The sequence below is a fragment of the Mesorhizobium sp. WSM4829 genome (assembly GCF_055811475.1).
The window spans coordinates 1-20221 of the sequence record NZ_JBVVQJ010000013.1; the positions used below are offsets into that span (position 1 = coordinate 1).

Below are 20221 nucleotides of genomic sequence, written 5' to 3' on the forward strand. Positions count from 1 at the left end.
AAGATGCTGCATCTCAAGGGCATCTATGGCCGCGAAATGTTCGAGACCTGGTACAAGATGATCGCGCTGGTGCAGGGGCCGCTCGATGTCACTGGGCTGATCACCCACCGCATCGGCGTGGACGACTTCCAGACCGGGTTCGACGCGATGAAGAGCGGCAATTCCGGCAAGGTGGTGATGGACTGGTGAGTGTTGGCCGGCTGCCGTTCCGGAAACGTTGGAGGGGTGGGAAGGATCGCTGCGTAGCAGTTTCATAGCTGCGTCGTTGATCTATCCAATGCCCCCTTAAGTGCCGCCATCCCTTCCGTGACCGCCGCTCGCTCGCTCGCGGTCAGCCTTCCCAGCAAGTCCCGCTCGAACGCTTTTGCCAACGGCACCATCTCGCGATAGGCGGCAAGGCCCGCGTTGGTCAGCGTCAGATGCTCGACACGGCGGTCTTTTTCATCAGGTTTTCGCGTCAGCCAGCGGCGTTGTTCGAGCTCGGCGACGGCGCGCGAAACCTTGGTCTTGTGCATAGCCGACTGTTCGCCGAGCGCTGTTGCCGTCATCGTGCCGTGCTGGCCGAGACCGGCCAGCGTGCGCCATTCGGGCCGCGTCAGGCCGTGGCGGTCCTTGTAAACCCTGGAAAATTCGCGGCTGACAGCATCGGCAAGGCGATAGAGCCGGTAGGGCAGGAAGCTTTCGAGTTCGAGGGTGTCAGCCTCCATGGTCTGCTCCATCACGATTGATAGTTACATTTTCAATGGTTACAAACGAAACCAATTTGGTCAATCCAGGGAGGATGCCATGGCCTTTTCCTACATGCCGGGGTTCGGCAACGACTTCGAAACCGAGACTTTGCCCGGTTCGCTGCCGCAAGGGCGGAATTCGCCGCAGCGGCCGGCCTACGGCCTTTATGCCGAGCAGCTTTCGGGCTCGCCCTTCACCGCGCCACGCGGTACCAATGAGCGTTCCTGGCTTTATCGCATCAGGCCGAGCGTCAGGCACACCGGCCGCTTCAAGGTGGCGAATTATCCGCTGTGGAAAAGCGCGCCGAATGTCGGCGATCACGAACTTGCGCTTGGCCAGTACCGCTGGAACCCGGTGCCGATGCCGAAGGAGCCGACCGACTTCATTGCCGGCATGCGCTCGATCACCACCGCCGGCGACGTGCTCGGCCAGACCGGCATGGCCGCCCATGTCTATGTCGCCAACCGCTCGATGGCCGACGACCATTTCTTCAACGCCGACGGCGAGTTGCTTATCGTGCCGCAAGTGGGGGCGCTGCGCTTCGTCACCGAGATGGGCGTCATCGAATTGCGACCGGGCGAGATCGCCGTGCTGCCGCGCGGCCTCGTGTTCAAGGTCGAACTGGTCGATGAAACAGTGCGCGGCTATGTCTGCGAGAACTACGGCGCCAAGCTGACGCTGCCGGATCGTGGCCCGATCGGCGCCAATTGCCTGGCCAATCCGCGCGATTTCAAGACACCTTGCGCCTGGTTCGAGGACAAGGAGACGCCGTGCCGGCTGATCGTGAAATGGTGCGGCCAGTTTCATGTCACCGAACTCGATCATTCGCCGCTGGATGTGGTGGCGTGGCACGGCAACTACTCGCCCTATAAATATGATCTTGCAACGTTTTCGCCGGTCGGCGCGATCCTGTTCGACCATCCCGATCCGTCGATCTTCACTGTGCTGACCGCGCCGAGCGGCGAAGAGGGCACCGCCAACATCGACTTCGTCATCTTCCCGCCGCGCTGGCTGGTGGCCGAAAACACGTTTCGCCCGCCCTGGTATCACCGCAACATCATGAGCGAGTTCATGGGCCTGATCCACGGCCAGTACGACGCCAAGGAAGAGGGTTTCGTTCCCGGCGGCATCAGCCTGCACAATCTGATGCTGGCCCACGGGCCTGACGCGTCTGGCTTCGAAAAGGCCTCGCGTGCCGAGTTGAAACCGGTCAAGCTCGACAACACCATGGCCTTCATGTTCGAGACGCGATTCCCACAGATGCTGACCCGCTACGCCGCCGAGGTTGAAACCCGGCAGGACAATTACATCGACTGCTGGGCCGATCTGAAGAAGCGCTTCAACGGCACCCCCGAGGGCGACTGGTCTTGAGCGCTGATCCAATGCGGGATCGGCTGGTGCTGCTGGGCTCGAAGGGCGGCCCGGCGCTCCGGCCGGGCGGGCCGTGGCCGAGTTCGTCGCTGCTGAAATTCGGCGGGCGTACCATCGTCGTGGATTGCGGGCTTGGCGTGACGCACGGGCTGGCCGAGACCGGCATCAGCCTGAAGTCGCTCGACCTGGTCTTCATCACGCATTTGCATTCCGACCATGTGCTGGAACTCGGTCCGCTGATCCACACCGCCTGGACGGCGGGCCTGGCGACACCGGTCACCGTGTTCGGCCCGCCCGGCACCGGCCACTACTGGCAGCGCTTTTGCCAGGCGATGGAATTCGACATCGAGATACGCATAGTCGACGAAGGCCGGCCTGATATCGCAGATATGGTTTCGATCATCGAGTTCGGCGAAGGCCGGGTGATGGAGGAGCGCGGCCTGAAGGTTTTGGCGCTGCGCGTCGACCATCCGCCGGTGAACGACTGCTTTGCGCTGCGCTTCGAGCATGCCGGACAGAGCGTGGTGTTTTCCGCCGATACGGCGTTCTTTCCGCCATTGGCGGATTTCGCCAAAGGTGCCGACATTCTCGTCCATGAAGCCATGCTGGAAGACGGCATCGAGCGGCTCGTCGCGAAAACCGGCAATGGCGCGCGGCTGAGGGAGCATCTGCTCGCCAGCCATAGTTTTGCTGAGGAGGCGGGGCGCATCGCCAGTGACGCAGGAGCCAAAAGACTGGTGCTCAACCACCTCATCCCGGCCGATGATCCCGAGATCGGCGAGGCCGACTGGATCGCCGCCGTTAGGAAAACATGGGCCGGAGACTTGACGATCGCCCGCGACGGCCTTGTTGTGGGACTGGAGCATGATCCCGAACCGAAGGGACCGCGTTAGCGAAAAGTGAGAACCGGTTTTCGGAAGAGATCATAAGAACAAAATTCAAAGCGGCACCAAAGCCGCATCAGAGAGGAAACCGCATGAAGCTTGCCACATTGAAGGACGGGACGCGCGACGGAAAGCTGGTCGTCGTCTCGCGCGACCTGACGCGGTTCACCGATGCCTCGTTTCTGGTGCCGACGCTGCAGTCGGCGCTCGACGACTGGAACCGGATCGCGCCGCATCTGGCGACAATAGCGGAATCGCTGGAGAACAATGCGGTGCCGTCAGCGCGCTTTCACGAGCATGATGCCCATTCGCCGTTGCCGCGCGCCTACCAGTGGGCCGATGGCTCTGCCTATGTGAATCATGTCGAACTGGTGCGGAAGGCGCGCGGCGCCGAGATGCCGGCAAGCTTCTGGACCGATCCGCTGATCTACCAGGGTGGTTCGGACAGTTTCATCGCGCCGCGTGATTCGATCCGCACGGTCGACGAGGCTCTTGGCGTCGACATGGAAGGGGAAGTCGCTGTCGTCGTCGACGATGTGCCGATGGGGGCAAGCCGCGATGCGGCAAGAGCCGCCATCCGGCTGGTCATGCTGGTCAATGACGTCACGCTGCGCTCCCTCACCGCGCCAGAGCTTGCCAAGGGCTTCGGCTTCTTCCAATCAAAGCCGTCCTCGGCGTTTTCGCCCGTCGCGGTGACGCCGGACGAACTTGGCGAGGCCTGGGATGGCGGCAAGGTCAACCTGCCGCTGCTGGTCGATCTCAACGGCAAGCCGTTCGGCCGCGCCAACGCCGGCGTGGACATGACATTCGATTTTCCGGCGCTGATTGTGCATGCCGCGAAAACCCGGCCGCTGGCCGCCGGCACCATCATCGGTTCGGGCACGGTCTCCAACAAGCTCGACGGCGGGCCTGGCAAGCCTGTCGCGGCGGGCGGCGCCGGCTATTCCTGCATAGCCGAGTTGCGCATGATCGAGACCATCGAGGCCGGCGAACCGACAACCCCGTTCCTGGGCCTTGGCGATATTGTGCGCATCGAGATGAAGGACAGGATCGGACATTCGATTTTTGGTGCGATCGAGCAGAAGGTCGAGAAATACATCAGGTAAGATTGCACTGGGAGGACGTCTGAAACGATGAACCTGCTGGACCATTTCAGCCGCATGGCGCGCAACAATCTCTGGTCGAACGACCGGCTCTATCGCGCCGTGCTGCAGCTTGAGCCCGGCGAATTCGAAGCCGAGCGAACCAGCTTCTTTCCGTCGATCAAGGCGACGCTCAACCATATACTGGCGGTCGATCATCTCTATCTCGATTTTCTCGAAGAGGGCGGCGTTGGCGCCGCGGCCCATGACGATTTCGTGCCGTTCGATGAACCACAAGCGCTGTTTGACGCCCAGGGCGCATCCGACCGGCGATTGATCGCCTTTTGCGATCATTTGTCGGCGGCCGATCTCGACCGCCATGTCATCACCGACCGGCGCGAGGACGGAAAAATACCGGAGCGCATCGGCGACCTGCTCGCCCACCTCTTCATCCACGACATCCATCATCGCGGCCAGGTGCATGCCATGCTGTCCGGCACGCCGGTGAAACCGCCGCAGCTCGACGAATTCTTCCTCGACTATGATCTGAAACTCAGGAGAGCGGAGGTCGAGCGGTTGGCGATTGATGGCGGCAATTAATTGTAGTTACGAAAATTCTTGACTTAATTATTGTAGGTACATAAATTTCGGATGAAGATCGTCTGGGACGAGATCAAGCGGCGGGCGAACATCTCGAAACATGGGATGGACTTTGCGGACCTTGAAATCGATTTTTTCTATGCCGCTACCATCCTGCCGGCACAGGGCAAGCGCTTCATGGCGATCGGCGGCATCGAAGGGATTGCGGTTACCGTCGTTTTCTCACGCCTTGGAAGCGAGGCTGTTTCCATCGTTTCTATGCGGCCCGCCAGCGAGAAGGAAAGGAGTGTCCGATGACGGCTAGGAAGCCAAACATCACCGAGCCTGACAAGAAGTTCAAGCCAGGTAAAGGCTTCACCAAAGCCGATTGGGACGCAGTCGACAGTCCGGAGGCCACCGATGAGCAGATTGTTCAAGCTCGTCCCTTCGCTGAGGTTTTTCCGGACCTCGCCGAAAGCATTCGTCGTTCGCGCGGGCGGCCGGCGCTCGACAATCCCAAGAAACAGGTGACGCTGCGCCTCGACAGCGATGTGGTCGCTCGCTTTCGCGCCGGCGGTCCCGGCTGGCAGAGCCGCATCAACGACATTCTGCGCAAGGCCGCCGGCTTGCCCAAATAGGCGTCGCCTACTCCGCCGCCTGCACCTTCAGCACCCCGCGCTTGATCTGGTCCTGCTCGATCGATTCGAACAGCGCGCGGAAATTGCCCTCGCCAAAACCCTCGTCGCCCTTCCTCTGGATGAATTCGAAGAAGATCGGCCCGATTACGGTTTTCGAGAAGATCTGCAGCAGGATCTTGGTCGTGCCGCCGTCAACCACGCCTTCGCCGTCGATCAGGATGCCGTGCTTTTTCATCCGCTCGATCGGCTCGTCATGGCCGTGCACGCGGGCATGAGACATCTCATAATAGGTTTCCGGCGGGCCGGGCATGAACTTCAGCCCGTTGGCTGCCAGCCTGTCAGTGGCGCCGTAGATCTCGTCCGTGCCGACGGCGATGTGCTGGATGCCTTCGCCATTGTACTTCTTCAGATATTCGGCGATCTGGCTGGTCTCGTCCTTGGACTCGTTGAGCGGGATGCGGATCTTGCCGCAGGGCGAGGTGATCGCGCGGCTGACCAGGCCGGTGATCTTGCCGTCGATGTCGAAGAAATGGATCTGCTTGAAGCCGAACAGGTCACGATAGAAATCCCACCATTTGTCCATATTGCCGCGATAGACATTGTGGGTGAGGTGGTCGAGATAATAGAAGCCGACGCCTTCCGGCTTCGGGTCGGGCTCGCCCAGCCAGTCGAATTCGGCTTCGTAGGCCGAGCCTTTATCGCCGTAGACCTCGATGAAATAAAGCAGCGAGCCGCCAATGCCTGATATCGCCGGCACATCGAGCGCCTTGTCGACGCCTTCATAGGGTGTGGCGCCCTTGGCGACAGCATGGTCGAACGCGTGCTTGGCATCGACCACCCGCCAGGCCATCGAGGAAGCGCAGGGGCCGTGCTTGTCGACGAATTTCATCGCATGCGAGCCGGGTTCGGCATTGACGACATAGTTGATGTCGCCCTGCCGCCAGACGGTGATGTTCTTGGTGCGGTGCTTGGCTACCGGTACATAGCCCATGCGGGTAAAAAGGTCGGCGAGCTTTTCCGGTTCGGGATGCGCGAACTCGACGAATTCGAAGCCGTCGGTGCCGGCGGGATTGGCCTTGCTGATCGTTGCGGGCGGTGCATCGTGCGGGAAGGGACCCATGGTGTTGTCCTCCTAAAGCTGCTTGGCCGCAAAGGGCCATTTTGACGCTACTATAGCGCGGAGCAGGCGCATGGTGCTTGCATTCAAACGCTTTAAACGAATAGATCATGCGGGAATTGTGCATGGTGGATGAAAAAATCATGGATGAGGCGCGCATAGACCAGTTTGACCGCAAGATAATGGCTCTCTTGCAGGGTGACGCACGGCTGACCAACAACGATTTGTCGGAACGGGTGAACCTGTCGGCGTCGCAATGTTCGCGTCGCCGCCAGAGGCTGGAGGAGGACGGCTATATCAGGGGCTATCGCGCGGTGCTCGACCGCGACAAGCTCGGCTTCTCACTGGTCAACGTCATCTCGGTGACGCTCGCCACCCACAACCGCGACAATGCGCGGCGCTTCGGCGAGTTGGTGGCGCGGTTGCCGCAGGTGCAGGAGGCGCACGCGCTGACCGGCGAGATGGATTACATCCTGAAAGTGGTGACGCCCGACCTGAAATCGCTGTCGGAATTCGTCAACGGCGTGCTTTTGCCGCACGAATCCGTGCAGCATGTGAAGACGGCGATCGTGCTTGAAACGCTGAAAGAAACCGGCGCGCTGCCGATCTGAGTAATTATGAACAAGTCAAATTCGTCTGAAATAGATGCAATGATGATAGTATTGTGTGCGAGTGCGGTGGGGGAACGGATGAAGTCGCTTTGGACATGGGGTGGGAAGTGTTTTGGGTATCGCGATGGCGATGATCTCTGGACCTATGACGGTCGCCACGTCGGTCGATTCAGTGGGGACAAGGTCTACGATCGCAGCGGCCGCTACCTGGGGGAGATCATGAATTCGGACCGTCTTATAAGCAGTAAAAGCAATAAAAGCGTACGGGGCTATTCGTTCATGCCATGGGCCAAGCGGGTCGGCTACGTGAAATATGCCAGCTATGTTGGGTACGCAATGTACGCCGGATATGAAGATTTCCCAGAACCCGAGAGCTTCCGATGAAGCGCGACATGGATCTGGTCCGCTCGTTGCTCCTGGAAATCGAACAGAAGCACGACGGCTCTGGCCGGATGGTTGAGATTTCAGGCAATGAGCATGCACGTGAGCAAGTGGTCGAACACCTATTCTTGCTTGCAGAAGCAGGTTTCATCGAGGCTCGCGATGCCTCTCATTTGCAAGGGCGTGAGATTTTGGTGCTTCGGATGACTTGGGATGGCCATGAGTTCTTGGACACCATCCGCGACCCTAAGATTTGGGCTCAAACAAAAGACGGGGCCAAAAAGGTCGGCGCTTTCAGCCTCGATGTGCTGAGCGACATTGCAAAAGGGATTGTCAAGAAGAAGGTCGCTGACCTGTCCGGTGTAGAACTTGAGCTCTAACTTTTGAACGCAAGCAGGTGTTGTTTGCGAAGACCCACCGGAATCAGGACAAGGATCGGCTGCAAGCTCAACGCTCACCCCTTCGACTGCTGGATCAGCCCAAAAAGGTTGGTGCAGCGTGCGCCGGAACGGCAATAGGCGAACACCGGGCCTTCGAGTTCATCGAGCGCCTCAGCCTGGTCCTCGACATTTTGGGCGGTGATCTGGCCGCTGATGACCGGGATGTAGCGAAAGGTAAGCCCGGCGCCTTCGACTGCCGCTTTGACGGTGTCCGCCGAAGGCTGGCCGGGCTGCTCGTCATCAGGCCGGTTGCAGATGACGCTCTTGAAGCCGGCGGCCTTGATGGCGGCGACTTCTTCGGGCTGGATCTGGCCGGAGACCGAATAGTCCTCGGTGATCTGACGATATTCCATGTTTCCTCGCAAAACTGGTTTGGCCGCAGTCTTAAGACTCTCCGACGAGATCGGCAATCCGCGCAGAATGAAATCCCACTGCGCAGATAGTTATTTTCGACGGAGAATCCAACCGAGCCGACGCGGCCCGGCTGGCCAGGAAGGCATCAGCTTCCGAGGATCGCGCCTTTGATCTGGGCGATGTTGTTGTGCATCAGGTCGATATAGGTCGAGGCCGGACCGTCGGGTTGCGACAGCGCGTCTGAATAGAGCGTGCCGCCCACCTTGACCCCGGTCTCGCTGGCGATCTGCTCGATCAGCCGCGCGTTGGCGATGTTCTCGACGAAGACCGCCGCCGCCTTGTCCTGCTTCACCTGACTGACCAGCTTGGCGACGTCGGCAGCGGACGGCTCCGACTCGGTCGAGACCCCTTCGGGCGCCAGGAAGGTGAGGCCATAGGCCTTCTCGAAATAGCCGAAGGCGTCATGCGAGGTGATGACGACGCGTTTCTCCTTCGGGATCGACTGGATCGCCGTCTGCACTTCGCCCTCAAGCGCGTCGAGTTTCTTTGTATAGGCGGCGGCATTGGCCTTGTAGCTGTCGCAACCCCCAGCGTCGGCGGTGCAGAAGGCATCGGCGATGTTCTTCACATAGATCTTGGCGTTGGCGATCGACTGGAAGGCATGCGGATCGGTCTCGTCATCAGTGTGGGCGCCTTCAGCAGCGTCGGCATCGGCGAATTCGGGTTTGAAGTTGATCGGCGTGACGCCCTTGGTCAAAACGGCGATCGTCGCCTTGGTGGCGCTGGCGTCGACCAGGCGCTGCAAGAAGCCTTCGAAATGCAGGCCGTTGACCAGCACCACATCCGCACCCGCCATCGCCACCGCGTCGGCCGGGCTCGGCTCGTAGACATGGGCATCGCCATCCGTCCCGACGATGGTGGTCAGATTGATCCGGTCGCCGCCGACATTCTTGGCGAAATCGGCAATGATCGTGAAGCTTGCGACCACTTTCAACGGCTCCGCGAGGGCCGACGACGCGCCAAAGGCTGACAATGTTATGACGCCCACTGCCAAGGCGGCGCGGATCGATTTCAGCATGGACAGCACTCCTTTGGGATCAGGCGGTTCTGTGGCGGTGATGGATAATACGGGCGCGCAGGATGCCGCGCGTGCCGAACAGGATCGAGGCAAAATAGACCACGCCGGCCGACAGGATGATGGCCGGGCCGGAAGGCAGCGACACGTGGTAGGACAAAAGCAGCCCGGCGACGCAAGAGGCAAAGCCGATCAGCACCGCCAGCACGCACATCGGCTCGACGCGCATGGTCCAGAAGCGGGCGGCGGCCGCAGGCAGCATCATCAGCCCGACGGACAGCAGCGTGCCGAGCGCCTGGAAGCCGCCGACCAGGTTGAGCACGACGAGGCCGAGGAAGATGAAATGCACCGGGCTGCCCAGCCGGCTGACCGAACGCAGGAACAGCGGGTCGAGACATTCGGCGACGAGCGCCCGCCAGAAGATGGCGAGGCTGACCAGCGTGACCAGCACGATGCCGCCGATCAGTGTCAGCGCTTCATTGTTGAGCGCAAGCACGGTGCCGAACAGCACATGCATGAGATCGACGCTGGAGCCGCGGATCGACACCATCAGCACGCCGATCGCCAGCGAAATCAGGTAGAAGGCCGCCATCGAAGCGTCCTCGCGCTGGATGGTGAAGCGCGAGACGGCGCCGGCGCCGAGCGCGACGATGATGCCGGCAATCAGCCCGCCGATGGTCATCGGCAGGATTTCCAGCCCATAAAACAGGAACCCGGCGGCAGCACCCGGCAGGATGGCGTGGGCCATGGCGTCGCCGGAAAGGCTCATGCGCCGCAGCATCAGGAACACGCCGACCGGGCAGGCGCCGAGCGACAGCATCAGCGAACCGGCAAGCGCCCGCTGCATGAAGGCGAATTCGGCGAACGGAGCGATGAGAAGACCGTAGAGCGTGTCCATCATGCGGCCCGCGGCCCGGAGCCGTGATGATGGTCGTGCGCATGGTTGTGCCCAGGGTCGTGCCCGGGGCCGTGACCGTGATCACCGTGCTTGTCGGGCTCGCACCAGGGCGCGTTCTCTTCCCAGGCTTCGTGGAAGCGGCGCGCGCGCAACAGGTTTTCCGGCCGCAGCGTTTCCCTGGTTTCGCCCCAGGCGATTGGCTGGCGCGCCAGCAGCAGCGTCTCGGGGAAATTCTGGCGCACCAGTTCCAGATCGTGGACGACAACCAGGATCGTACGTTCCTCGCCATGCCAGCGCTTGATCAGTGCGATCAGGTCGCCGACGGTCTTGGTATCGACGGCGTTGAACGGTTCGTCGAGCAGAATGAGATCGGCGTCCTGCAGCAGCACGCGGGCGAACAGCGTGCGCTGCAGCTGGCCGCCCGACAGCGTGTCGATCGGGCGCTTCTCGAAGCCGCCGAGACCGACGGCCATCAGCGCCTGGCTGACCGAATCGCGATCTTGCCTGGTGTAGCGGCCGAGCAGCCCGCGCCGTGGCCACAGGCCGAGCGAAACCAAATCCACGACCCGAGCGGGAAAGGAGCGGTCGAGTTCCGACTGTTGCGGCAGATAAGCTGCGCGCACGCCGGGCGCCCGGACAACCGTGCCGGCCATCGGTTTCAACACGCCGACGATACCCTTCATCAGGGTCGACTTGCCCGAGCCATTGGCGCCGACGACGGCAGTCAGCGACCCGCGGCGGATCGTGCCATCGAGATGATGGATCGCCGGATGGCTGTTGTAGCCCAGCGTCAGGTCGCGGAATGTCAGGCAGGTTTTGGTCATGTGACGATCCGTGGGACACGACTAATATGGCAGCGGCGGTGGATATGTGATGTTATTACATTAGTCAACAAGTCAATCCGGCGGAATTGCGGCGACCGGAGCAATTTGCGTGTGCCTATTTTCGCCCCACGCCTGCTGGCTCAAGAGGATTCGCTCATGCTACCTTGCCCCCAGCGAACCGCGACTCTAAAGAGGCGCGACCTACAAAGGAAGGAAACGCCCAATGAGCATTCGTCGCATCGATGTTGGCCCACGCATGAGCCAGATCGTCATCCACGGCAACACCGTCTATCTGGCTGGTCAGGTCGGCGAACCAGGCGGAAACGTCGGCACCCAGACCAGGGACATCCTGGCGGCCATCGACGAATTGCTGGCCAAGGCCGGCACCGACAAGACCAAGATCCTGCAGGCGATCATCTGGCTGGCCGACATGGGCACCTTTGCCGAGATGAACGTGGAATGGGACAAGTGGGTGCCACAGGGCCACACCCCGGCCCGCGCCACCGGCGAGGCCAAGCTTGCCGGGCCGGAATATCTGGTCGAGATTATTATTACTGCAGCGATTTGAGATGCGGCTCTTAACCCTCCCCCTCGAGGGGAGGGTCGGCGAGTAGTCGGAGCGAAGCGGAGATTGCGAGACGGGGTGGGGTCGGCGAGGTTGCACCGGGCCCCCCCCCCCCCCCCAAAAAAACCCCAGCGGGCGATTTATAACCCCCCCCCCCCCCCACCGGGGGGGGGTTACCACCCCCCCCCGGGGAACCCCCCCCCCCCGCGGGGGGGGGGGGGGGCGTTCGGGGCCCGCCCTGGGTTTTTGGGCGCGGGGGGGGGCCGCCGGCGAGGTTGCACCGACCCCACCCCGCGTCACAAAATGCCGCCATGCGGCATTTTCCTCCGCGACCCTCCCCTCGAGGGGGAGGGTTACCCCTGCGACGGCGTGAACCGCGCGACCAGCGTGTGGCTGTCGGCCGCATAGGTGAAACGGACATGGGTGACCGGGTGCTCGGCGCTCCATGTCCGTCGCTCGACCACCAGGCAGGGGGCGCCGGACTCGATTTCGAGTGCGGTCGCAATGTGTCTGTCGGCGGCGACGGCGCGGATGCGGTGCTCGGCGGCACTCCACGGCACGCGGGCGATCAGCCACGGCCCAGGCGCGACGGCAAAAAATTCCTCGTTGGCGGCCTCGGCCACAGCGGCCAGGTTGATCAGCCGCTGTTCGTGGGCGAACGGCCGCTTGCCGGCGAAATGCCGGCATTCCAGCGCCAGCACCGGCCCGTTGGAGTCGAGTTCCAGCAAGGCGCGATCCTCGGCGCTGCTGCGCCTTTTATGTCGCGCCACACGCTCGTAGCGATAGGGCAGGCCGAGCGCCTCGACCTCGATCCTGATGTCATGGATTTCCAACACCGCGGCTTGCGACTGGGGCCGCCGGACAAAGCTGCCAGAGCGGCGGCGGCGCTCTATCAGCCCCGCCTTGGCAAGCTGCGACAGCGCCTTGTTCACCGTCATGCGCGAACATTTGTACTCGGCCGTCAGTTCGTGCTCGAACGGGATGCGGTGGCCGGGCGCCCAGGCGCCGGACAGGATTCGTTCGCTGATGTCGGACAGGATGCGTTGATGCAGCGAGAGGGGCTCGCCGCCGTCCGCATCCCCGCCGTCCGCATCCATTGTCTGGATCATGCTCATGCCGAAAGCGCCGTCATCACCTTGCGAAAACGCTCGGCAATAAAATCGCGCCTTGCGTGCCTGCCACTGCTGACCAGTTTCTTGCCATGCACCCAGACACAATCGACCTTGGAACCGTTGGCGAAGATCCAGGTGTCGAGCACTGCATCGCCCGTCTTGCCGGCAAGCGACGAGTGCTTGCCATCGAGCGAGATGAAATCGGCTGGGGCGCCAGCGGCGATCCGCGAGGGGCTTGCGCCGAGCGCTGCGCTGCCGCCGTCGAGCGCGGCATCGAACAGTGCGCGCCCGGTCGAACCGCCGGCGACCGCCAGCAGATTGCGGGCACGGTGGGCGAGGCGCTGCGAATATTCGAGCTGCCGCAATTCGTCCGGCAGGCCGATCAGCACGTTGGAGTCGGAGCCGACGCCGAAGCGGCCGCCATGCTGTTTGAACAAAGGTGCTGCAAAGGTGCCGTCGCCGAGATTGGCCTCGGTGATCGGGCAGAGGCCGGCGATTGCTCCGCTTTTCGCCATGGCCGCCGTCTCGGTCTCGGTCATGTGGGTGGCGTGGATCAGGCACCAGCGACTGTCGACCCTGGCATTGGCGAGCAGCCATTCGACCGGCCGCGCCCTGGACCAGGCAAGGCAGTCCTCGACCTCCTTCACTTGCTCGGCAATGTGGATGTGGATCGGTCCGCCGGGTGCCATCGTCGCGATGTTTTCCAACTGCTTCGGTGTCACGGCGCGCAGACTGTGCGGGGCGATGCCGACGACCGCGTGATTCAAGGTGCGAACGGTTTCGTGACATTTCTCAACAAGCCGCGAGAACCGATTCATATCGTTGATGAATCGCCGCTGGCCTTCATTCGGCGCTGCGCCGCCGAATGAGGAATGTGCATAGAAGACCGGCAGCAGCGTCAGCCCGATGCCGGTGTCGGCAGCCGCGGCGGTGATGCGGTCGGCCATTTCGGCGACGTTGGCGTAGGGCTGACCGTCGCGGTCGTGATGCAGATAGTGAAACTCGCCGACGCGTGAGAACCCAGCCTCCAGCATCTCGACATAGAGCTGCGCGGCGACCGCCTCGACCTGATCCGGCGTCATCGACAGCGCGAAGCGATACATCACCTCGCGCCAGCTCCAGAAACTGTCGGCTGAAGGGCCGCGCAACTCGGCTAGACCGGCCATGCCGCGCTGGAAGGCGTGGCTGTGCAGGTTCGGCATGCCTGGCAGCAGAATGGCATGGCGTTCGTCACCGGGCTGGGATGCGGTGTTCGGCTCGACCGTGGTGATGTGGCCATCACTGACGACGATCCGGGCATTGGAATGCCAGCCGTCGGGCAGAAGCGCCTGTTCCGCAAAGATCGCCGTCACGTTTTTCTCTCCGATTCCCAGTGTCCCGTGCAATGATACCACTTGCAGTGCGTTTCAATATGTATATACATAACCGCGGCCGATTGAAACGGAAAAGATGATGGCTGGAGAGAGCAAAAGCCGGGCAGGGGAGATCCGCCTCTGGCGCAATGCGCGACTGGCGACCATGGCCGACAGCGCCGCCGGACGGGGTATCGTCGAAGACGGCGCGATCGTCGCGCGCGATGGTCTGATCGTCTATGCCGGCCCGGAAGCCGACATGCCGGCAGCCTTCAGCCAGAACGCCGAGATTGTCGATTGCGAAGGCCGCTGGATCACACCCGGCCTGATCGACTGCCATACTCATCTGATCCACGCCGGCAATCGCGCCAACGAATTCGAGATGCGGCTGGCCGGCGCCACCTATGAAGAGGTCACCAGGGCCGGCGGCGGCATCGTCTCGTCGGTCAAGGCGCTGCGCGCTGCCAGCCAGCAGGAATTGGTTGCGCAGTCGCTGCCGCGCCTCGACGCGCTGATCGCTGAAGGCCTCACCACCATCGAGGTCAAGTCGGGCTACGGGCTCGATCTCGAAAACGAGAAGAAATCGCTGCGCGCCGCGCGGCTCCTGGGCGAAAACCGTCCAGTAACCGTAACAACGAGCTTCCTCGGTGCGCATGCCCTGCCGCCTGAAGCGAAAGGCGACAAGGACGCTTTTATCGATCTGGTCGCAAACGAGATTTTGCCGGCCGTCACCGCCGAGGGCCTGGCCGATGCGGTCGATGGTTTTTGCGAAGGCATCGCCTTTTCGCCCGAGCAGATTTCTCGCGTGTTCGACGCGGCGAAAGCAGCAGGCCTGCCGGTAAAACTCCACGCCGACCAATTGTCCAACCTGCACGGCGCAGAACTTGCGGCGCGCTATGGCGCCCTGTCGGCCGACCATCTCGAATACACTGACGAGGCGGGTGCGGCGGCGATGGCGAGGGCCGGGACCGTGGCGACGATCCTGCCCGGCGCATACTATTTCATCCGTGAGACCAAGAAGCCGCCGATCGGCCTGTTTCGCCGGCACGGCGTCAAAATGGCGGTCGCCACCGACTGCAATCCCGGCACCTCGCCGCTGACCTCGCTGCTGCTGACCATGAACATGGCGGCGACTTTGTTTGGTCTGACTGTTGACGAATGCCTTGCCGGCGTCACCCGCGAGGCCGCCCGTGCGCTCGGACTGCTCGGAAGAACCGGCACGCTGGAGGCTGGAAAATCGGCCGACCTGGCGATCTGGGACATCGAGCGCCCGGCCGAGCTCGTCTACCGCATGGGTTTCAACCCGCTGCATGCCCGCATCTGGAGGGGACAATGAGTGAACTCAAACTTAAGCCGGGCAACACGACGCTGGCCGACTGGCGCGAAATCTATCGTGGCGCGATGCCGAAGCTGGACGCGGCCTGCTGGCCAAAGATCAAGGCCAGCGCCGAGGCCGTTGCCCGCATCGTCGCCAAGGGTGAGCCGGTCTATGGCATCAACACCGGTTTCGGCAGATTGGCCAGCGTCCGTATCCCCGCCGCCGATCTCGAGACGCTGCAACGCAACATCGTGCTGTCGCATGCCGCCGGCGTCGGCGAACCGATGCCGGTCGCTGTTTGCCGGTTGATGATGGCACTGAAACTGGCCAGCTTGGCGCAGGGCGCCTCCGGCGTGCGGCCGCAGACCATTGAGCTGCTCGAAGCGATGCTCGCCAACGACGTCATTCCGGTGGTGCCGGCGCAAGGCTCGGTCGGCGCATCCGGCGACCTTGCGCCACTGTCGCACATGACGGCGGTGATGATCGGCGTCGGCGAATGTTTTACCCCGCATGGCCGGTTCCCGGCCAAGGTCGCCTTTGTCTCGCACGGGCTGGAGCCGGTCACGCTTGGCGCCAAGGAAGGGTTGGCGCTGCTCAACGGCACACAGTTTTCGACCGCCTATGCGTTGGCCGCCTTGTTCGACGCCGAAGTGCTCTACCAGTCAGCGCTGGTCGCCGGTGCGCTCTCGACCGATGCCGCCAAGGGTTCCGACGCCCCCTTCGATCCGCGCATCCACCTGCTCAGGAGGCATCCTGGCCAGATCGAGACGGCAGAGGCGCTGCGCAACCTGATGGCCGGCAGTGCCATCCGTGAATCGCACCGGGTCGGAGACGAACGCGTGCAGGACCCGTACTGCTTGCGCTGCCAGCCGCAGGTGATGGGTGCAGCGCTCAGCGTGCTGCGCCAGGCCGCCGGCACGCTGGGCACCGAGGCCAACGGCGTCACCGACAATCCGCTGATCTTCGCCGAGGACGACACAGCACTTTCCGGTGGCAATTTCCACGCCGAGCCAGTCGCCTTCGCCGCCGACATGATCGCGCTCGCCGTCTGCGAGATCGGCTCGCTGTCGGAACGGCGCATCGCCATGCTGGTCGATCCGGCGCTGTCGGGCATGCCGGCCTTCCTGACCCCGAAGCCAGGCTTGAATTCCGGCTTCATGATCCCGCAAGTGACGGCGGCGGCACTCGTCTCGGAAAACAAGCAAAAGGCCTATCCGGCCAGTGTCGATTCGATCCCGACCTCGGCCAATCAGGAAGACCACGTCTCGATGGCGGCACATGGCGCGCGCCGGCTGATCGGCATGATCGAGAATGCGACGGCCGTCATCGGCATCGAATTGCTGGCCGCCACGCAGGGCTGCGATTTCCATGCGCCGCTGGCATCGAGTGCGCCGCTCGAAGCGGTGCGCAGACTGGTCAGGGCCGAAGTGCCGCATCTCGACAATGACCGGCATTTCCACCCCGACATGGAAAAGGCCATCGCCATGGTGCGCAGCGGCGCTGTCGTGAAGGCAGCGGGCGCGGTGGCGCTGCCGGGAATCGCGTCGTGAGGATGTGCGCCTCTATAGGTCGCCGCAAAGCGCCAGCGCAGGGAGACCATTCATGAACGCGCCCTCCTGGCTCACTGTAAAGCGCGGCACCACCCCCCTGCTGGTCTCGATCCCGCACACCGGCATCGATCTCGCCGGCCTCGAGAACCGGCTGGTGTCGCCTTGGCTCGGCCGCCGCGACGCCGACTGGTGGATCGATAAGCTGTATGAGTTTGCCGAAGACCTCGGCGCGACGGTGGTGCATACCGCGATCGCGCGCACCGTCATCGACGTCAATCGCGATCCCTCCGGCGTCTCACTCTATCCCGGCCAGGCAACTACCGGCCTATGCCCGACCGAGACCTTCGACGGCGATCCGCTCTATCGTGTCGGGGAAGAGCCTGATGCCTCGGAGGTCGACGAGCGCCGCGAAAAGTACTTTGTGCCTTACCATGCCGCCATGCAGGCCGAGATCGACAGGCTGCGCGCCGTGCACCGGAAGATCGTCCTCTATGACTGCCATTCGATCCGCTCGATGCTGCCGCGGCTGTTCGAAGGCACTCTGCCGGTGTTCAACCTCGGCACCAATGACGGCAAAAGCGCCGATCCGGGCTTGCAGGCAATGGTCGGCCAGATCCTCGCCGAGACCGGCGAGAGTTTTGTCGTCAATGGCCGCTTCAAAGGCGGCTGGATCACGCGCCATTTCGGCCAGCCGCAAAACGGCGTTCATGCGCTGCAGATGGAACTGTCCAACCGCGGCTATATGCGCGAGCCCGAGGGCAAAGGTACGCCCGACAATTGGCCGGTGCCTTACGACCCGGCATTCGCCGCGCCGATCCGCGCCACGCTGAAGCGGATCCTGGAAAGCGCGATTGCCTGGGCCGGGCGCTGACGCATCGCCGCGCAGCTCATTCGAAAGGAAAAGTGACGCCATGACCGATCCTCGCCACAACATCCGCGAAGTCCGCAGCCCGCGCGGCAGCGAGCTCAATGCCCGCACATGGCTGACTGAAGCGCCGTTGCGCATGCTGATGAACAATCTCGATCCCGACGTCGCCGAAAACCCCAACGAACTGGTCGTCTATGGCGGCATCGGCCGCGCGGCGCGCACCTGGAACGACTTTGATCGCATCGTCGCCTCTCTGAAGACGCTTGGAGACGACGAGACCCTGCTGGTGCAGTCGGGCAAGCCGGTCGGCGTGTTTCGTACCCACACCGATGCGCCGCGCGTGCTGATCGCCAATTCCAACCTCGTGCCGCACTGGGCGACATGGGAGAAATTCAACGAGCTCGATAAGAAGGGCCTGATGATGTACGGCCAGATGACGGCCGGCTCGTGGATCTACATCGGCACCCAAGGCATCGTGCAGGGCACCTACGAGACCTTCGTCGAGGCCGGCCGCCAGCATTACGACGGCAACCTCAGGGGCAAATGGCTCCTGACCGGCGGCCTCGGCGGCATGGGCGGCGCCCAGCCGCTGGCCGCGGTCATGGCCGGCGCCTGCTGCCTGGCGGTCGAATGCGATCCCGACCGCATCGATTTCCGGCTGCGCACTCGCTATGTCGACGAACGCGCCGACACGCTCGACGAGGCGCTGGAAAGGATCGAGCGCTGGACCAGGGCCGGCGAGGCGAAATCGGTCGGCCTGGTCGGCAACACCGCAGACATCGTGCCGGAACTGGTGCGGCGTGGCGTGCGCCCCGACCTGGTCACCGACCAGACGTCGGCGCATGATCCGCTCAACGGCTATCTCCCCAAGGGCTGGTCGCTCGCCGAATGGCGCGAGAAGCGCACCAGCGACCCGAAGGCGGTCGAAAAGGCGGCGCGCGCGTCGATGCGCGAACATGTCGAGGCGATGGTGGCGTTCTGGAACGCCGGCGTGCCGACGCTCGACTATGGCAACAACATCCGCCAGGTGGCGAAGGAGGAAGGGCTCGACAATGCCTTTGCCTTCCCGGGTTTCGTGCCGGCCTATATCCGGCCACTGTTTTGTCGCGGCATCGGTCCGTTTCGCTGGGCAGCCCTCTCCGGCGATGCCGACGACATCTACAAGACCGACGCCAAGGTGCGCGAGCTGACGCCAGGCAACACCCACCTGCACAACTGGCTCGACATGGCGCGTGAGCGCATCGCCTTCCAGGGTCTGCCGGCGCGCATCTGCTGGGTCGGTCTCGGCGACCGCCACCGGCTCGGCCTCGCCTTCAACGAGATGGTGGCGAAAGGCGAGCTCAAGGCGCCGGTGGTCATCGGCCGCGATCATCTCGATTCAGGCTCGGTTGCCTCGCCGAACCGCGAGACGGAATCGATGAAGGACGGCTCGGACGCCGTGTCCGACTGGCCGCTGCTCAATGCGCTGCTCAACACCGCCTCCGGCGCAACCTGGGTATCGCTGCATCATGGCGGTGGCGTCGGCATGGGGTTTTCGCAACATGCCGGCATGGTCATCGTTGCCGACGGCACACGCGAAGCGGCCAAACGCCTGGAGCGGGTGCTATGGAATGACCCCGCAACCGGCGTCATGCGCCACGCCGATGCCGGCTATGACCTCGCCATCGACTGCGCCAGGGAGCACCAGCTCAACCTGCCAGGCATCCTCGGCTGAACCGCGCCTTGCGCATCCTGCGGGCAGCCGAATACCGGTCCATGCCGTGGAAGAACGGCGGCGGAATGACGACGGAAATCGCCGTCTCGCCTACACGTGCTGCGCTCGACGATTTCGACTGGCGCGTCTCCATGGCGCGCGTCGAAAGCGGCGGGCCATTCTCCGACTTTGCCGGAGTGGACCGAAGCTTGGCCGTACTGGAAGGTGAGGGGATTGTCCTCGATATCGCCGGCGGCCCGACGACTACGCTGACCAAAACATCCGCCCCGCTTTCGTTTGCGGCCGATGTGCCGACGCAAGCGGCGCTGATCGCCGGTCCGATCACCGATCTCAACGTCATGACACGGCGTGGACGGATGACCCATGCCGTCGAACGCCTGGTGATTTCAGCCCCGACGGACATCCAGTCGGCCGCTGATGCGACCCTCATCCTGTGTTTTGACGGCGAGATCACGATGGCCGGCGCGGCGCCTGTCCGCATCGGACCGCGCGACACGCTGTTGCTCGGACCGGGCGCTCTGTCACAGCGCCTGGAGCCTGCGCGACCAGCGACGCTGTTCGTGATCCGCATCGATCGCGTTGCGGCAAACGATTAACGCCTGTTTCGAAACATGATCACAACACCGGCGAAATATGCCGTAAGCTCAAGCCCAGATCACGAAAAAGCCTGAATCCTTCCGTCGATCAACCCCCGGCGGGAGGGAGGTGGTTCGTCTGCAGGTCTGGTGCGAAAATAAACTTTCGGCCCTTGTTTCGATG

23 protein-coding genes and 1 pseudogene are annotated in these 20221 nt (G+C 62.8%); 16 read left to right on the top strand and 8 right to left on the bottom strand.

Annotated elements, in window-relative coordinates:
* A pseudogene (gene tdh / locus AC0L17_RS14610) lies at nucleotides 1-189 on the top strand (L-threonine 3-dehydrogenase); the annotation flags it as partial.
* Nucleotides 190-251: 62 nt separating this feature from the next.
* Here the strand turns inward: tdh and AC0L17_RS14615 are convergent.
* A complete protein-coding gene (locus AC0L17_RS14615; RefSeq protein ID WP_473516344.1) occupies nucleotides 252-707 on the bottom strand; it encodes a MarR family winged helix-turn-helix transcriptional regulator in 456 nt (151 codons plus the stop codon).
* 79 nt (nucleotides 708-786) lie between these two features.
* On the opposite strand from AC0L17_RS14615, the gene hmgA reads away from it, so the two are divergent.
* The 6 genes from hmgA (at nucleotide 787) to AC0L17_RS14645 (ending at nucleotide 5283) form a co-directional block, all read left to right on the top strand.
* On the top strand, nucleotides 787-2100 hold the full coding sequence (gene hmgA, locus AC0L17_RS14620; RefSeq protein WP_473516345.1) for a homogentisate 1,2-dioxygenase: 1314 nt from the start codon (nucleotides 787-789) through the stop codon (nucleotides 2098-2100).
* An 11-nt stretch (nucleotides 2101-2111) separates the two neighbouring features.
* Complete coding sequence (locus AC0L17_RS14625; protein WP_473516446.1) at nucleotides 2112-2993, top strand: MBL fold metallo-hydrolase; 882 nt, start codon at nucleotides 2112-2114, stop codon at nucleotides 2991-2993.
* Between the two features lie 83 nt (nucleotides 2994-3076).
* Nucleotides 3077-4090, top strand: a complete 1014-nt coding sequence (locus AC0L17_RS14630; protein ID WP_473516346.1) for a fumarylacetoacetate hydrolase family protein — start codon at nucleotides 3077-3079, stop codon at nucleotides 4088-4090.
* Between the two features lie 27 nt (nucleotides 4091-4117).
* On the top strand, nucleotides 4118-4666 hold the full coding sequence (locus AC0L17_RS14635) for a DinB family protein (RefSeq protein ID WP_473516347.1): 549 nt from the start codon (nucleotides 4118-4120) through the stop codon (nucleotides 4664-4666).
* Between the two features lie 51 nt (nucleotides 4667-4717).
* Nucleotides 4718-4963 carry a BrnT family toxin gene (locus tag AC0L17_RS14640; RefSeq protein WP_473516348.1) on the top strand — a complete coding sequence of 82 codons (246 nt, stop codon included), beginning with the start codon at nucleotides 4718-4720 and terminating at the stop codon, nucleotides 4961-4963.
* Entirely contained in the window at nucleotides 4960-5283 is a 324-nt protein-coding gene (locus AC0L17_RS14645; RefSeq protein WP_473516349.1) for a BrnA antitoxin family protein, read from the top strand. Before AC0L17_RS14640 ends, AC0L17_RS14645 begins: the two co-directional genes overlap by 4 nt.
* A 7-nt stretch (nucleotides 5284-5290) precedes the next feature.
* On the opposite strand, the gene hppD is transcribed toward AC0L17_RS14645, so the two are convergent.
* Nucleotides 5291-6403: a 4-hydroxyphenylpyruvate dioxygenase gene (gene hppD, locus AC0L17_RS14650; protein WP_287173235.1), complete on the bottom strand. Its 1113-nt coding sequence runs from the start codon at nucleotides 6401-6403 to the stop codon at nucleotides 5291-5293.
* 140 nt (nucleotides 6404-6543) lie between these two features.
* Here hppD and AC0L17_RS14655 point away from each other — a divergent pair, with 140 nt between their 5' ends.
* From AC0L17_RS14655 to AC0L17_RS14665, 3 genes are all read left to right on the top strand, one after another.
* Complete coding sequence (locus AC0L17_RS14655) at nucleotides 6544-7011, top strand: Lrp/AsnC family transcriptional regulator (RefSeq protein ID WP_023803215.1); 468 nt, start codon at nucleotides 6544-6546, stop codon at nucleotides 7009-7011.
* A gap of 78 nt (nucleotides 7012-7089) precedes the next feature.
* A complete protein-coding gene (locus AC0L17_RS14660) occupies nucleotides 7090-7395 on the top strand; it encodes a 4-fold beta flower protein (RefSeq protein ID WP_473516350.1) in 306 nt (101 codons plus the stop codon).
* Entirely contained in the window at nucleotides 7392-7772 is a 381-nt protein-coding gene (locus AC0L17_RS14665; protein ID WP_473516351.1) for a DUF2513 domain-containing protein, read from the top strand. Before AC0L17_RS14660 ends, AC0L17_RS14665 begins: the two co-directional genes overlap by 4 nt.
* Nucleotides 7773-7846: 74 nt before the next feature.
* On the opposite strand, the gene AC0L17_RS14670 is transcribed toward AC0L17_RS14665, so the two are convergent.
* The 4 genes from AC0L17_RS14670 to aztA all read right to left on the bottom strand — a co-directional run bounded on the left by AC0L17_RS14670 (nucleotide 7847) and on the right by aztA (nucleotide 10983).
* Nucleotides 7847-8185, bottom strand: a complete 339-nt coding sequence (locus AC0L17_RS14670) for a protein tyrosine phosphatase family protein (RefSeq protein WP_473516352.1) — start codon at nucleotides 8183-8185, stop codon at nucleotides 7847-7849.
* Between the two features lie 146 nt (nucleotides 8186-8331).
* Nucleotides 8332-9264: a zinc ABC transporter substrate-binding protein AztC gene (gene aztC, locus AC0L17_RS14675; RefSeq protein ID WP_473516353.1), complete on the bottom strand. Its 933-nt coding sequence runs from the start codon at nucleotides 9262-9264 to the stop codon at nucleotides 8332-8334.
* 19 nt (nucleotides 9265-9283) lie between these two features.
* On the bottom strand, nucleotides 9284-10159 hold the full coding sequence (aztB, locus tag AC0L17_RS14680) for a zinc ABC transporter permease AztB (RefSeq protein ID WP_027153901.1): 876 nt from the start codon (nucleotides 10157-10159) through the stop codon (nucleotides 9284-9286).
* Nucleotides 10159-10983, bottom strand: coding sequence for a zinc ABC transporter ATP-binding protein AztA (aztA, locus tag AC0L17_RS14685; RefSeq protein ID WP_473516354.1), 825 nt, complete (start codon nucleotides 10981-10983; stop codon nucleotides 10159-10161). The genes aztB and aztA overlap by 1 nt, the downstream gene beginning before the upstream one ends.
* A gap of 223 nt (nucleotides 10984-11206) precedes the next feature.
* Here aztA and AC0L17_RS14690 point away from each other — a divergent pair, with 223 nt between their 5' ends.
* Entirely contained in the window at nucleotides 11207-11551 is a 345-nt protein-coding gene (locus AC0L17_RS14690; RefSeq protein WP_473516355.1) for a RidA family protein, read from the top strand.
* 350 nt (nucleotides 11552-11901) lie between these two features.
* On the opposite strand, the gene hutC is transcribed toward AC0L17_RS14690, so the two are convergent.
* Together hutC and AC0L17_RS14700 are read right to left on the bottom strand one after the other, a co-directional pair.
* Complete coding sequence (gene hutC / locus AC0L17_RS14695; RefSeq protein ID WP_091600541.1) at nucleotides 11902-12663, bottom strand: histidine utilization repressor; 762 nt, start codon at nucleotides 12661-12663, stop codon at nucleotides 11902-11904.
* A complete protein-coding gene (locus AC0L17_RS14700; RefSeq protein ID WP_473516356.1) occupies nucleotides 12660-14012 on the bottom strand; it encodes a formimidoylglutamate deiminase in 1353 nt (450 codons plus the stop codon). The genes hutC and AC0L17_RS14700 overlap by 4 nt, the downstream gene beginning before the upstream one ends.
* A gap of 100 nt (nucleotides 14013-14112) precedes the next feature.
* Here AC0L17_RS14700 and hutI point away from each other — a divergent pair, with 100 nt between their 5' ends.
* The 5 genes from hutI to AC0L17_RS14725 are packed head-to-tail and all read left to right on the top strand — an operon-like array spanning nucleotide 14113 to nucleotide 20058.
* Nucleotides 14113-15348: an imidazolonepropionase gene (hutI, locus tag AC0L17_RS14705; protein WP_473516357.1), complete on the top strand. Its 1236-nt coding sequence runs from the start codon at nucleotides 14113-14115 to the stop codon at nucleotides 15346-15348.
* Nucleotides 15345-16880 (top strand): histidine ammonia-lyase, encoded by a 1536-nt coding sequence (gene hutH, locus AC0L17_RS14710; RefSeq protein ID WP_473516358.1) that lies wholly within the window; start codon nucleotides 15345-15347, stop codon nucleotides 16878-16880. Before hutI ends, hutH begins: the two co-directional genes overlap by 4 nt.
* Before the next feature lie 52 nt (nucleotides 16881-16932).
* Nucleotides 16933-17751, top strand: a complete 819-nt coding sequence (gene hutG, locus AC0L17_RS14715) for an N-formylglutamate deformylase (protein ID WP_473516359.1) — start codon at nucleotides 16933-16935, stop codon at nucleotides 17749-17751.
* Between the two features lie 40 nt (nucleotides 17752-17791).
* Nucleotides 17792-19462, top strand: a complete 1671-nt coding sequence (gene hutU, locus AC0L17_RS14720; protein WP_473516360.1) for a urocanate hydratase — start codon at nucleotides 17792-17794, stop codon at nucleotides 19460-19462.
* 8 nt (nucleotides 19463-19470) lie between these two features.
* Nucleotides 19471-20058: a HutD/Ves family protein gene (locus AC0L17_RS14725; RefSeq protein WP_473516361.1), complete on the top strand. Its 588-nt coding sequence runs from the start codon at nucleotides 19471-19473 to the stop codon at nucleotides 20056-20058.
* The last annotated feature ends 163 nt before the right edge of the window (nucleotides 20059-20221 follow it).

Bases quoted from the DNA above. Each gene is read 5' to 3' on its own strand.
- AC0L17_RS14615 (WP_473516344.1), bottom strand. From the start codon at position 707: ATGGAGGCTGACACCCTCGAACTCGAAAGCTTCCTGCCCTACCGGCTC.
- hmgA (WP_473516345.1), top strand. From the start codon at position 787: ATGGCCTTTTCCTACATGCCGGGGTTCGGCAACGACTTCGAAACCGAG.
- AC0L17_RS14625 (WP_473516446.1), top strand. From the start codon at position 2,112: ATGCGGGATCGGCTGGTGCTGCTGGGCTCGAAGGGCGGCCCGGCGCTC.
- AC0L17_RS14630 (WP_473516346.1), top strand. From the start codon at position 3,077: ATGAAGCTTGCCACATTGAAGGACGGGACGCGCGACGGAAAGCTGGTC.
- AC0L17_RS14635 (WP_473516347.1), top strand. From the start codon at position 4,118: ATGAACCTGCTGGACCATTTCAGCCGCATGGCGCGCAACAATCTCTGG.
- AC0L17_RS14640 (WP_473516348.1), top strand. From the start codon at position 4,718: ATGAAGATCGTCTGGGACGAGATCAAGCGGCGGGCGAACATCTCGAAA.
- AC0L17_RS14645 (WP_473516349.1), top strand. From the start codon at position 4,960: ATGACGGCTAGGAAGCCAAACATCACCGAGCCTGACAAGAAGTTCAAG.
- hppD (WP_287173235.1), bottom strand. From the start codon at position 6,403: ATGGGTCCCTTCCCGCACGATGCACCGCCCGCAACGATCAGCAAGGCC.
- AC0L17_RS14655 (WP_023803215.1), top strand. From the start codon at position 6,544: ATGGATGAGGCGCGCATAGACCAGTTTGACCGCAAGATAATGGCTCTC.
- AC0L17_RS14660 (WP_473516350.1), top strand. From the start codon at position 7,090: ATGAAGTCGCTTTGGACATGGGGTGGGAAGTGTTTTGGGTATCGCGAT.
- AC0L17_RS14665 (WP_473516351.1), top strand. From the start codon at position 7,392: ATGAAGCGCGACATGGATCTGGTCCGCTCGTTGCTCCTGGAAATCGAA.
- AC0L17_RS14670 (WP_473516352.1), bottom strand. From the start codon at position 8,185: ATGGAATATCGTCAGATCACCGAGGACTATTCGGTCTCCGGCCAGATC.
- aztC (WP_473516353.1), bottom strand. From the start codon at position 9,264: ATGCTGAAATCGATCCGCGCCGCCTTGGCAGTGGGCGTCATAACATTG.
- aztB (WP_027153901.1), bottom strand. From the start codon at position 10,159: ATGGACACGCTCTACGGTCTTCTCATCGCTCCGTTCGCCGAATTCGCC.
- aztA (WP_473516354.1), bottom strand. From the start codon at position 10,983: ATGACCAAAACCTGCCTGACATTCCGCGACCTGACGCTGGGCTACAAC.
- AC0L17_RS14690 (WP_473516355.1), top strand. From the start codon at position 11,207: ATGAGCATTCGTCGCATCGATGTTGGCCCACGCATGAGCCAGATCGTC.
- hutC (WP_091600541.1), bottom strand. From the start codon at position 12,663: ATGAGCATGATCCAGACAATGGATGCGGACGGCGGGGATGCGGACGGC.
- hutI (WP_473516357.1), top strand. From the start codon at position 14,113: ATGGCTGGAGAGAGCAAAAGCCGGGCAGGGGAGATCCGCCTCTGGCGC.
- hutH (WP_473516358.1), top strand. From the start codon at position 15,345: ATGAGTGAACTCAAACTTAAGCCGGGCAACACGACGCTGGCCGACTGG.
- hutG (WP_473516359.1), top strand. From the start codon at position 16,933: ATGAACGCGCCCTCCTGGCTCACTGTAAAGCGCGGCACCACCCCCCTG.
- hutU (WP_473516360.1), top strand. From the start codon at position 17,792: ATGACCGATCCTCGCCACAACATCCGCGAAGTCCGCAGCCCGCGCGGC.